Annotated in this window: 15 protein-coding genes; 13 read left to right on the top strand and 2 right to left on the bottom strand. The window is 35.9% G+C overall.

Translation table 11 applies throughout. The features are described from left to right. The first annotated feature begins 41 nt into the window (after positions 1–41). From FZC76_RS10195 to FZC76_RS10210, 4 genes are all read left to right on the top strand, one after another. Positions 42–1514: an alkaline phosphatase family protein gene (locus FZC76_RS10195; RefSeq protein ID WP_148988095.1), complete on the top strand. Its 1473-nt coding sequence runs from the start codon at positions 42–44 to the stop codon at positions 1512–1514. 258 nt (positions 1515–1772) lie between these two features. Further along, positions 1773–2141 (top strand): DUF2294 domain-containing protein, encoded by a 369-nt coding sequence (locus FZC76_RS10200; RefSeq protein WP_148988096.1) that lies wholly within the window; start codon positions 1773–1775, stop codon positions 2139–2141. A 141-nt stretch (positions 2142–2282) separates the two neighbouring features. Next, on the top strand, positions 2283–3290 hold the full coding sequence (locus tag FZC76_RS10205; protein WP_148988097.1) for a sodium-dependent bicarbonate transport family permease: 1008 nt from the start codon (positions 2283–2285) through the stop codon (positions 3288–3290). A gap of 11 nt (positions 3291–3301) precedes the next feature. Then, on the top strand, positions 3302–3802 hold the full coding sequence (locus FZC76_RS10210; RefSeq protein WP_148988098.1) for a carbonic anhydrase: 501 nt from the start codon (positions 3302–3304) through the stop codon (positions 3800–3802). Positions 3803–3845: 43 nt separating this feature from the next. Here the strand turns inward: FZC76_RS10210 and FZC76_RS23685 are convergent, their stop codons facing one another. After that, complete coding sequence (locus FZC76_RS23685) at positions 3846–4325, bottom strand: CBO0543 family protein (RefSeq protein ID WP_392396830.1); 480 nt, start codon at positions 4323–4325, stop codon at positions 3846–3848. Between the two features lie 751 nt (positions 4326–5076). On the opposite strand from FZC76_RS23685, the gene FZC76_RS23010 reads away from it, so the two are divergent. Beyond that, complete coding sequence (locus FZC76_RS23010; RefSeq protein ID WP_187442031.1) at positions 5077–5250, top strand: hypothetical protein; 174 nt, start codon at positions 5077–5079, stop codon at positions 5248–5250. A 64-nt stretch (positions 5251–5314) separates the two neighbouring features. After that, on the top strand, positions 5315–5503 hold the full coding sequence (locus tag FZC76_RS10215) for a hypothetical protein (protein ID WP_148988099.1): 189 nt from the start codon (positions 5315–5317) through the stop codon (positions 5501–5503). Between the two features lie 269 nt (positions 5504–5772). On the opposite strand, the gene FZC76_RS10220 is transcribed toward FZC76_RS10215, so the two are convergent. Beyond that, positions 5773–7554 (bottom strand): extracellular catalytic domain type 1 short-chain-length polyhydroxyalkanoate depolymerase, encoded by a 1782-nt coding sequence (locus FZC76_RS10220; protein WP_262372534.1) that lies wholly within the window; start codon positions 7552–7554, stop codon positions 5773–5775. 227 nt (positions 7555–7781) lie between these two features. On the opposite strand from FZC76_RS10220, the gene FZC76_RS10225 reads away from it, so the two are divergent. The 7 genes from FZC76_RS10225 (at position 7782) to FZC76_RS10260 (ending at position 12236) form a co-directional block, all read left to right on the top strand. Then, positions 7782–7961, top strand: a complete 180-nt coding sequence (locus FZC76_RS10225) for a hypothetical protein (RefSeq protein WP_148988100.1) — start codon at positions 7782–7784, stop codon at positions 7959–7961. Positions 7962–8017: 56 nt separating this feature from the next. Then, complete coding sequence (locus FZC76_RS23455; protein WP_262372536.1) at positions 8018–9049, top strand: lysozyme inhibitor LprI family protein; 1032 nt, start codon at positions 8018–8020, stop codon at positions 9047–9049. A 306-nt stretch (positions 9050–9355) separates the two neighbouring features. Then, entirely contained in the window at positions 9356–9625 is a 270-nt protein-coding gene (locus FZC76_RS10235) for a DUF3267 domain-containing protein (RefSeq protein ID WP_262372567.1), read from the top strand. Positions 9626–9660: 35 nt separating this feature from the next. Then, complete coding sequence (locus FZC76_RS10240) at positions 9661–10383, top strand: hypothetical protein (RefSeq protein ID WP_148988101.1); 723 nt, start codon at positions 9661–9663, stop codon at positions 10381–10383. A 281-nt stretch (positions 10384–10664) separates the two neighbouring features. Beyond that, the gene (locus FZC76_RS10250; protein ID WP_148988103.1) at positions 10665–11126 is read left to right on the top strand and encodes an SRPBCC family protein; all 462 of its coding nucleotides are present in this window, start codon (positions 10665–10667) and stop codon (positions 11124–11126) included. 18 nt (positions 11127–11144) lie between these two features. After that, the gene (locus FZC76_RS10255) at positions 11145–11603 is read left to right on the top strand and encodes a hypothetical protein (RefSeq protein WP_148988104.1); all 459 of its coding nucleotides are present in this window, start codon (positions 11145–11147) and stop codon (positions 11601–11603) included. A gap of 156 nt (positions 11604–11759) precedes the next feature. Next, the gene (locus tag FZC76_RS10260) at positions 11760–12236 is read left to right on the top strand and encodes a GNAT family N-acetyltransferase (RefSeq protein ID WP_148988105.1); all 477 of its coding nucleotides are present in this window, start codon (positions 11760–11762) and stop codon (positions 12234–12236) included. Positions 12237–12245 lie beyond the last annotated feature (9 nt).

The raw sequence follows: 12245 nt of genomic DNA on the forward strand, positions 1-12245 counted from the left end.
GCAGACGCTTCCCATAAAATAAGTGAACAAGGATGGTTTACATGGTGTCATCTAAATCAAAGCCAATAATTATGCTTGTTATCGATACATTAATGGACCCACCCTTGCAAGAGGCTATTAAAGGCGATCGAGCACCAGCACTGAAATTTTTGATAGAGAAGGGCAAGTATTTTCCAGATGTGGTAAGTCCTTTCCCAACCATGTCAGTTAATGTGGATACAACAATTTTAACAGGTACCTATTGCAATGAACATTGCCTACCTGGATTGGTATGGTTCAATAAAAAGGAAAATCGACTTGTGAATTATGGCAGTCATATTCGTGAACTATGGAAGCTGGGTATAAGCCAGTCGCTTGAAGATATTTTATTTAACATGAACGGTAGTCATATCAGCAGAGATGTAAAAACGATACATGAGGAGATAGAGGAAAAAGGTAAAAAGTCTGCTTCTATAAATGCACTTATTTATCGTGGCAATTCTCCCCATTATTATAAATTGCCAAAATTAATTACATGGTTCACAACTTTAAAAAAAGATCGTCCAACATTTGCTCCAGCCACATTTACATACGGATCGTTAAAAAACATCAGTGGTTCAACCCGTTTTCAACGGCTGTGGCAGAGGTTTGGATTCAATAATTCTTTTACCACACAGGAGTTAACCCATTTAATCAAAACAGATCAATTACCTGCATTTACAATTGTTTACTTTCCCGAACTGGACCAGCGGGTTCACAAGCATGGTCGCATGGACATTCTAGGCATAGAAAAAGTTGATCACTATCTGCAGAAACTGCTGAATGCATATGATACCTGGGAAGAAGCCATCCACCAAAATATATGGTTAACGATTGGGGATAATGGCCAGGCATGGATTGATTCCAACCGAAAAAAAGCCCTAATAGATTTAAGGCAGCTATTAGGTGAATATGACATTATGAAGCTGAAAAAAGGAATTCAGCCTCAAAATCAAATAGTGTTGGCGGTTAATGAACGGATGTCTTATATATACACATTAGATAAGCAAAAATTATCAATTGAAGAGCTCGTTCAAACCGTGCAAAATGAGGAACGAATTGACGTGATTGCTTGGAAAGAAGGTTCCTACATAGAAGTTCGGGCCGGAAAACAAGAAGGAGAACTCCGTTTCCGCAAGGGAGGACCATTGATTGATGCCTATAACCAATCATGGAAACTCGAAGGAGACTTAAATTTACTGGATTTGAACAAAAGGAATAATGAAATTCATTATGGGGACTATCCCGATGCCCTCGAAAGACTGTATAGTAGTCTTTATTCCCATGAAGGCGATTTTATTGTTGTCAGTGCGAAGCCAGGGTATGAGTTCATCGGTGAAGGCTCCCCGACTCATGTTGGAGGTGCGAGTCATGGCGGCCTTCATAAACAAGACTCTTTGATCCCTTTAGTTGTTACAGGAACTAACTCACAGCCTGCCTATTTACGTATGAAAGAAATAAAAGAATGGGTATTGTCACTATTAGATGAGGATTGAGTACATATAAAGTTAGAGATTGACATCCAAAATAATAAAAGGTAAAGTATTATTTAAGTTAATAACCGACAGATTAGGATCCTTTCTGATGATTTTAGATTGCTTTAGCACACAATTAATAATCGATTGATTGTGTGAAAAAGATTTATCGGGCTCAAAACTAGAAAGAGATCAAGATAAATCGGTATATTTCTTAACGTGGGAAAACTGTTAAGAAGTATACCGTTTTTTTTGTGGTTATGTAAGGGAGGAACACGTATGAAATCAAAAGGTTCAATTGAATCAGAAATTAGCAAAGCTTTGACTCAGTGGGAAAAGGACTATTTGGGACGCGGCTCTGTGTCTGTTAAAACGGATATATTGCGCGATATGATTATTGTAAATTTAAAGGGAGTTCTAACACCCGCTGAGTTAACGATATGTAGTACGAAAGAGGGAATGATATCCATAAAAAGAACCCGATCCGATTTAGTCGAGTCAGGAGTCGAAGGTCTCAAAGAAATTATTAAAAATATTACCGGAGAAGAAACCAAAAGCTTTTATACAGATATTAGTACTGTGACAGGAGAGCGGGTCATGGTGTTTAGGTTAGGTATTAACTTCGAGGAGTTAGTTGGAAAAAAATAAAAGTAAGCAGGGAGACTTTCCAAGGGTTTATTAACAATTGGAAGTAAACCGACAAATTTGATGAAGAGATGGCTTTAAACGGCTATTCTTCTGGATTTGTCGGTTTTTTTTATTGAATCAAATGAAGGAGGGAAGACTGCAATGTCAGAAATTATTGTGCAAAACTTATTATCACCTGTCGTCCTATTCTTTGTTTTAGGACTCTTAGCAGCAATTTTTAAATCAGATTTAAAGTTTCCTAATGGACTAAGTGAAGGTTTGAGCATTTATCTTCTAATTGCCATTGGGCTCAAAGGAGGAATTGAACTATCTCAATATTCCCTTCAGTCTGTTATTACACCCATTTTAGCAACGCTGCTTTTAGGGGGGATGATCCCAATTTTCATCCTATTTATTATGCGTTTGATAAAGATGGATTTTAAAAACTCTATTGGTCTTGCAGCCACCTATGGCTCTATTAGCATTGTTACGTATGGGGCTGCCGTTTCCTTTCTCGATAGCAGTGATACTGACTATGAAGGATTTATGAATGCAATGGTTGTATTAATGGAAAGCCCTGCAATCTTGGTTTCTATCTTTTTGATGAAAGTAATGGAAAAAAACCATACTGCGTTAAATGTACCCAATCACAGCATAGGGTTTATGCCAGCATCCATTAAAGTATTTGATAAAGAAGTTATTAAGGAAAGTCTTTTTGGTAAGAGTATCTTGCTTTTACTTGGTAGCTTATTAATCGGTTTAGCTCTTGGAGAAGAGATTATTCCAATGGTGAAACCTTTGTTCATGGATTTATATAATAGTGTTCTTATTCTTTTCTTATTAAATATGGGACTAATAGCCGGGCAACGGTTACCTGAAGTAAGGCAGCAGGGAGTAAAGCTTTTACTATTTGCGTTAAGTGCCCCTTTGTTTTTGGGGACAATAGGAGTTTTTATTGGAAGCAGTATAGGATTATCACTAGGTGGAGCTACATTGATGGGGGTATTAGCAGGCAGTGCTTCATATATAGCAGCCCCAGCCGCATTAAAAACATCGGTACCAGAAGCAAATCCTTCTATTTATTTGGGGTTATCGTTAGGTGTAACTTTCCCATTAAATTTAATTATAGGAATCCCATTATACTTTGAAATAGCTAAATTACTTAATTAGGAGGTACTATCATGGGGAGAATCAAGAAAGCATTAGTTTTGACAGGGTTAGATAGAGAAGTAGAAAGTTATTTTCCAGACATTACAAAAAGAAAATTAGAAGACTTACTTATTATCAATAGCTACGGAGCAGAAATATCACAAGGCTATAGTTCTCTTATGAGGAATATAATCCTGTCTGTTTATCTGGAAAAAATAGAAGATATTTATATTATTGTGGATAAATACGACAAAACATTCACCATTAATCCAGAAAATCTTTATGCTCCCATGGAAGAAGAAGGGGTAAATGTAGAAGTGATCGAAACCCTCAATTATATTAAAGCTGTAGGAAGCAATGATGTAATGAAATGGCTAAGTGGGTCAAGCAATGTAGAGAATATAATTCAAAGTAATATAGGGTTCATAAAGAAGAACCCTTTAATTCCAAGTAAGGTAAAAGTGCATGGTTATATTGTTAATAAAGGTAGCTTCGATTATCAAACTTATGTCAGTGAGGAATCGAACATATAAACATAAATGAGTTTCCAACACTTTAAGAAAAAATCTAATTTTATCAGACTTGCGTATTATCAGCACTTCTAACTAATGCAATAAATGCTCTAGAAATGAGGAAAGTAACATTTAAAGTTATAAAACTGTGATAAATATTCCAACCCCTATTAAATTTAATGAGATTGGTACGCTTCTCAAAAAAGTATTCGAGTAAAGTCATTGGTACACTGAAGTAAAATATCTTAATGATAATCCACAAAATACTGGATGTCTTAGTAACCTGGTTATAGTAAACACATACAACTGGAAACAGTAAATAGTCAAAAATAAAACTAATATCAAACGATTTAAATAACTTTACAGGATACACTATTTTATTTTTTGTGACAATGATTTTGTCAAGTATAGATGAGATAAACCCTTTAAACAAGAAAATTAATAACCAATCTTTAGTAGGAGGCTTCTTGATTAAATTTATAAACATAATTAGTCCGAGTACCAATAAAAATCTAAGAGTATACTTTTCAAAGCGTTGTGTCATTATGTAAGCCCCACTTTATTAATTAGATGGAATCACCTTAGTTCCCATGAAAAACCAACATATTATCAAATTTCTTATAGTATCGATAAATATATGTTTTCCTTAATATATCTTAATATGTGTCATTCACAGCAGTTAATGCAACTATTAAATGACCACGGTATTTCACAGGGGTCATTAACATCTACAGCAATCAGGAGCTTGTCCTAAAATGGTAAGCTTCTTTTTTATGGAAAATACCTTGAGTAAATATTCAAGGTTTGAAATAATTGGTATTAAGCTATTGGGCAGAGATGGCAAAGAAGAGGATCGAAGGACATGAAAGAGTTATCCGGTAAATTTAGTTCCAAGTTACTATTTTATTTTTTGGCTCTGTTAAACACCACTGTTGATTTACAAAATAGGCTTCGCTTTCCTAGGGGCGTTTGGGGAGCCTCCTCGGAAAAGCGCCTGCAGGGTCTCCCCTAAACGCTATCTCCCTCAGGACAAGGAAGGCTTCGACAGCGAAACATCGCACGAAGAAAATGCGTAGCATTTTCGAGGAGTCTTCGCCTATTGCTTCAATCAACAGCTAGGTTGCTGCAAAAATCAACAATATGCTTTAACAGAGCCTATTTTTTAAAAGAAATTAAAGGATATTTAAAGTATATGGGATGGAACTAAATAAATAATCACCCACTAAAAAACTAAGGAAGTAATAATCAGGTATAAATGCTATTACATTTTAGTTAAAGGACGAGAGGGGGGAATAATGTTGGAATGGCTATGGTTACCGTTAATCGTTGCATTTTCACTAATGTATTACGCTCATAAAAATGGATTGAAACATAAGGAAAAATTAAGAGAAATTGATTTGAAAGAGAAACAAATTGAGTTAGAAATGATGAAAGAAAGAAACGGTATATCTACTGAAAGAAAGGGGTAAGGTTAGAATTTCTTGTGAATCTCTGTATTAACATACAATGGCTTATTAGGAGTGTGGTAAGCTAATGAATTCTTTTTTAATCTTTCTTATTCTTATTTTAACAATTTTCATCGATTACTATTGGCTGGACACAGACAGAAAAAGATGGGGTTGGATGAAGAATTGGTCTACCAGATATAAAGTATTCTTTTTCATTGGATTTATTGCCGTTTCAAGTTTGATTTATTTGGGATTAAACTTTAAGTACTTTTGATAAGAATCTGGCATATTTAGTAATTTGAGAGCTATGGTCTCAGAGGTATAACATCTCTGCATAATTGAGATGTGGTAGGGTCAGAGAAGATAATGCATAATTATTTACAACACTATGGGAGTCATACTTAAGAAGTGTTATAACCAATAGGGACAAATTAAAGTAAGAGTAGCTGTATATTAAGAAAACGACTAGTGATTGGCCCACTAATCGTTTTCTAAGTTGGTCATTTAAGGGGAATGGTTATTTAAGGATATATAGCTTTAACATCAATTTGTTTGCCCATTGATAATTAAAACAGGAGACTGTGCATCATTTCCTCCCCCATGAAACTCTACTTGATTTTGATGGAAGCCTGGAGTGGTTGCAGCTTTCAATCTGAATTGAGTTTTCCCACTTTTATTAATTTCTGATAATGCGCTTGCAGAAAGAACCAAATCAATGTATCCAGATGCAGTGGGTGATGGATTACTTGCAATGTTATTCAGGCTTGCAATAGCCGAATAATCGCTTTGTTCAATCGCCGCACTACCAAAGGTTCCATTTTTGATATCGACTTGAATTGATGAAACTGTACCTGTGAGTGTTTTAGTGTATAGGCGGATGACTGCAGAATCAATGATTGTTTGCCCCAGACCGCCCGTATCGAACGATAGAATGCCTCTATATGTGTCTATGTTGTACATTCCTTTATCGCCAACTTTGATGTCACCTGTTCCTTTACCATCAGCTGTGAGTTGCCCAACAAATCCATCTTCCAACGAGAGTGAAGGAATTGTAATGCCTTCACTGGGAGGAGCTGATTCGTCAATCACATAGATTTCCTGCTTAATAGTCTCAGAATTCCCTGATGAATCACGACTGAAAAATCTAAGAGTAGTATCCTCTGTGAGTTGAATCGGTTCGGTATATAATTCAGATTGAATAGTTGGCTCTGAGCCATCAGTTGTGTAAAAAGTAGAAGCTTCTTCATTTACTTGTAGTTCTACCTGTACAGATTGGTTATACGTCCCTCCTTTTGGATTGGCAAAGGTAATCGGAGCAGTTGTATCACTTTCGCCACCACCGTCGCTAGTAAAAGAGTTAAAGAACTCCCACATCATTCGGCTTGCATCAGGACCTTGAGGGTCAGTATAGCTACCTTGTGAACTGCCGCCGGACCAGGCATGCCCCATGCTTTGGACGGTGACCTTTTTCATCCAGACATTTCCGTCCCCACCTTCGTAATCACTGACACTATAATTTTTCCCTCCTGTTACAGTTAGATTCTCTGTTCGCTCAGGCTGGTCATCAATCCAACTATCATTTGTTCCGTTCTGGGCCAAATCATTTGTGATAGACCATTGTGATATAACCTGATCACCATTAATAGGATAGACTGTATAGTCGGAGGTTCCATGAAAGACAATGACGGGTAATACTTTTGCACGACTTCCCATTGCCAGATAGGCAGCATTTCCCTGCTGATTTGGACTTGGACCGCCGCTTGACATGGCTGTAAATGCACCGGTCATACTTGTAGCTGCTTTATATTCAAGACCTGCCCCGACACCAATACCAGAAAAGAGATCAGGATAAGTGGCCCCCATGATGACACTCATGGCAGCACCTGCTGAAAGTCCAGCTACATACACTTGATTCTCCTGAATTGAATAATTATTCTTTATTGTATTTACCATGTTCGCAATGATAGCAGGCTCCCCACTTCCCCGAGACTGATGTGCTGTTTCAAACCAGTTCCAGCACTTATTTGAGTTCCCGCTACTTGTTTGTTCCGGATATAGAACTAAGAATTTTTTCTCATCTGCAAGTGCGTTCATCTTAGTTCCTGTAGAAAATTGACTGGCATCCTGTGTGCACCCATGAAGCATGACATATAAAGGATAGCTTTTATTAGAATCGTACCCATTTGGAACATACAGTTTATAAGGTTTGCCACCGTATGAACCGTTTATTAACTGACCTGAAGCAGAGTAGGAACCTGGAAACAGAGTACTTGCACAAACCAATACCAAAGCAAGCGACATCAGCCACAAACGTTTACCTGACATATAAGGAAACCAACTCCTTTAAATTGATAATTGTAGTGTAAAAGAGAAGAGTTACTGAAGAGTTACAATCTTAGTATTAGAATGAAAAATATTCAAATCCGTAACAGCAGGTTTGGGGGAATGGTTTAGAAGATCTAATATAACCTCAATTACTTATTGTGGAAATACTGGGAATTTGAGATGATTGATTTGAGTTTTATTTAATGCTGTTTCTAGGGGGAGAAAAAATGGAACTGAAAATGGAATACTATGTTCTCTTGTTAATAATGGTTTCATTTGTATTCTTTTATGCGGTTGTTCCGTTATTCGGAGGAACAAACGAGGCCTATAGAGACTATTTACTTACTATTGCACTGATTCATTTTGTCATGTTAAAACTAATAACCATAAAAAAGGGAGAAGAATAATAAGAAAATTCGTTGGTGGTAGCTATGAAGTATGGGATTGGGGAGGTCAGTTGATTATGAGAAAAATATTAAAAACTTTTACTATATCTGTAATTTTTATGGTAATAGTAATTGTAGTAACAGCTTGTACTCAGAATGTAGATTTTAAAATGTACGAAGGAAAAAAATTAGACATAGCAGTGATTGGAGAGCCACCAGAAGTTAAAGAAGAACAAGTGATATTTACTGAAATTTCTTTTGATGAAATGACACCTGAAAATCTGACCTCATATGATGCGGTTATTATTACCGAGAATAACCTTTCAGAAGCTGCTGAAGACCAATACGCAGAAGTTTATTCAGAATCAACCATTCCATTTTTCTTTATTGGAACTGACAATTTTGCTTTTTTTACGGAAAAAGATTGGCAATACGACAAAACATCCGAATGGACAGCTGGCAGGAGTTATGCTGTTGGTATTCTTACCTCAAAGGAAGATGATACTTTGAAACATTGGGGATTTGGTCTGCACAATGACATTAAAAATAATGAACATCTTAAAGAAATGTATTCAAGGGTCTTCCTATTAATTGATGAGTTAGACACTGCGCAATATACAAATCAAAGTTCTATAAGTGAAGTAACAACTGAAAAGGATTTAAATAAAGACTCTAAGGAAGACCTTGAAGATAATAATGAAACAAACGAAAAAGTTGATACATCAATTGATGAAACTGCTGAAGAAGATGCTATAAGTGTAAAAGAAAAATATCTCCAACAATTAGAATATACGAAAAAAGAAGCGGAAGAATTGGAAGCAACAGATTCATCGACATACGCTTTAAAAAAAATGGAAAATGATCGATGGGAACTATGGGATAAATTATTAAATGAGATTTATGGCGTCTTAGAGGCACAACTTCCTTCTGAAGAGATGGACGAGTTAAGAGAAGAACAAAGGAACTGGATAACCTATCGAGATGATAGTGCATTGGAAGCATCTCTAAAGTATAAAGGTGGTACGCAAGAGCACCTGGAATACGTGGCTGTGCTAGCAAAACTTACAGAAGAAAGGTGCTATAAGTTAGTTATGGATTATATGAAATAATGAACTTGGTGGTTAATAAAAACGGACGGTTAATAGAGTAATAAAAAAATAAAGAAGTCTTACTTAAGGAGCGAATAAATGAATTGGTGGTATAGATTTTATTTTATAATTATTGGGGTAGTGTCTTTTTTTACGGGTGAGATAGTAACTTTTATTATGTTATCGTTTATCTTTTTAAGTTTAAATAATATTCACTCAACATTACAGCAGATATACATTCAAAATAAAGAAAAAAATATTCAAGATTAGAAAGGTCTTCCATTAACTCTATTAGGAGCGGCGAGGAAGGTGAACGGCTATGATATTATGGTTTCGGCATTTACCACAAGTGAGTTTGGATTTGACAGTATGGACTCCTTTATGAGCTTACCTTTTATTGTATTATCAGTTGTGCCTTTCATTCTATCTTTCTATGTTTCTGGAGATCTAAATTTAATCTTATTACTTATTAGTTGGTTCAGCACGTTGATTTCTGCCTCAGATATCATTAATTCAATTCTCATTGCTCTTAAGCCAAAGAACTCGCTTTTTTGCAGAGGATATATGAGGGATGTGTATAAACGTTTAGTAAAATGAACGGTTTTTTTTAATTGAAATTTGAGGTGAATATATTGCCAAATATTGCTCTTTTAACAGTTACACACGATCCATTGGGAAAAAATATTAAGCTATTTAAAGAATTACAAAAAGAATTGGAGGACACCTATTCAGATCTATATATAACGATAAGTGATGAATCCTCCATTAGGCTTTTGGAACAAGTTCAAAAAAGCAACTTTAAAGTAAAAATAATTCCAAAAAAAGGAGCAGCTGCAGCGAGAAGAGAAGTGGTCAAGTTCGGACTCACGGGTCACAGTGATTATTATCATTATTGCGACCTGGACAGACTTCTAACTTGGGGAGTAAACCATTTGGAAGAGCTGAAACTATTAATCTCTAATCTACCGAACTGCGACTACCTTATTTTAGGACGTTCAGAAAGAGCTATGGAAACACACCCGGTGGAATGGATTGAAACAGAAAATATTACAAACAAAATTTGTTCTCTTGAGTTAGGAATGAATGTTGATATAACAGCTGGTTCCTGCTTGTTTTCCAGGAGTAGTGCGGAATATATAAATAAACATTCGAAAGAAAAAATGACGGATGCCGAATGGGCGATGATTGTACATAGAATTGCAAACCTAGAAATCGGTTACGCTCCTTGTGAAGGTTTAGAATACCACGAAGAAATAAATGGAATTACTAAAAGTTTAAGTGAATCGGAAAAGTGGATGGGCCGTTTGAAACTTAGTTCCATTATCAGTGAAACAGCCATAACTACTGGGAAGTAAATTCTAAGCAAAATGGAGGAAGTGAAAGACGAACATTAATTGGTTGGAGTGAGTTTATGGATAGGTTTTTATTTGCCTTTGGCATTATCGTATTTTTCTTAAGTTTTATATTTTTTGTGATGAATTTTTTTACTAATTATGAAGATACAACAATGATAGTTTCTGTATTAATAATGTTAAATGCAAGTATAGCGATGTGTGTTGCAGAGATTCTAACAAAAATTAAATACATAAAATGAAATTATAGTGTTCGTAAGTATTTGTAAAAAGGAGAAAGTTCAATGCCTCTGATTGAGCATCGTCAATTTATCAAAGCACCTGTTGAAATATGTTTTAATCTAGCAAGGAATGTAGATATTCATACTCAGACCACTTCTAAAACAAAGGAAAGAGCTGCTGCCGGAGTAACAGAAGGCTTATTAGAACAAGGAGATACTGTCACCTGGGAAGCAATTCACTTAGGAATAAAACAAAGGTTGACTGCTAAAGTGACATTAATGGAACACCCTCATAAGTTTGTCGATGTTATGGTGAAGGGAGCTTTCCATTCTTTTACCCACACGCATCATTTTTTGGAAGCTGATGGTGGGACGTTAATGATAGATCAATTCCAATACCAGTCACCATTCGGTATTATTGGCATTGCAGCCGATAAGTTGTTTTTAGAGAGATACATGAGAAAATTCATTGTTTCGCGTGCAGCGGAATTAAAAAAGATAGCTGAGAAGTTGAATCAACATTAAAAAAATAGGAGGTATTAGATGGAAAGAAAGCAATTTTTGCTACTAAGTTTGATTGTTGTTATATCCTCTTTTTTGCTAGGTTGTTCGGAAAAAACAGATACCGAAACTGAATGGAAGGAAAGTGCTCTTTTTGAATCTGGAGGATTTACGATGATTGGAGAGCAGGGAAGAATTGGTTTTATATATGATGATAGTAACAACGATAGATTTTACCCAAACAAAGAACAAAAATACATGTGGCATCTATGGGGAGACAAAGAGGAGCTGGAAGGTGAATTTAAGGTAACAGCTACCCACCAAAACGATAAAAAATCATTTACTATATTGGATAGGCCCTTAGGTGGGGCAAATAATGGAGCCGACGAACACGTACCTTCTATGATGTCTCTTCCTGAAAGCGGCTTGTGGAAATTAGACGCGTATGTAGGAGATAACCTGTTCGGCACAGTATATGTAAAAGTTCACGAGAAAGAGTAAAAATAAGCAGGGAAAAGTGGGTAATGGAAGCGATGCAGTTATTCACTTTCCGAGTAGTTAGCGGTCTATTCTTTATTAGGTTGAAAAAAGAAGGGTAGAATCAGAAGCAAGAAAAAGAAAGGGAAAGACTCAAGAATAGAAAGAGGTAGGATTAGTGTGAGCATATCTATTCGAGAAGCTATCAAAAGTGATTACAATTCCTTATTGCCGTTATTCAGGCAGGTTCATGAATTACATGTCTATGAAAGACCGGATTTATATAAAGAGAATTCTACCCCAGTTGGTCAAGGGTTCTTTGAAAGCCAGCTAGCTGATGCCAGGCAGCATATTTTTGTGGCAACCATAGGCAATGAAATAGTTGGAATCGTTGTGATGAAGGAAGAAGATATAATTGAAAATTCATTTGTGAAAGCGAGAAAAATACTATATATAAACAGTTTATGTGTTGCCGAAACAAAGAGGAATAAAGGTATTGGAAAAAGACTTTTGCAATATGTTTTTGAATTTGGAAGAAGCTTAAATGTTGAGAGTATTGAATTGGGAGTATCAGAAAGAAATTCTTCTGCAATCAAATTTTATGAGTCAGTTGGTATGGCAACGAAGAGTAGAAAAATGGAGATTATACTGGACTAATCTGGAGGA

This window comes from Sutcliffiella horikoshii, assembly GCF_008180725.1.
GTDB classification, from domain to species: domain Bacteria; phylum Bacillota; class Bacilli; order Bacillales; family Bacillaceae_I; genus Sutcliffiella_A; species Sutcliffiella_A horikoshii_B.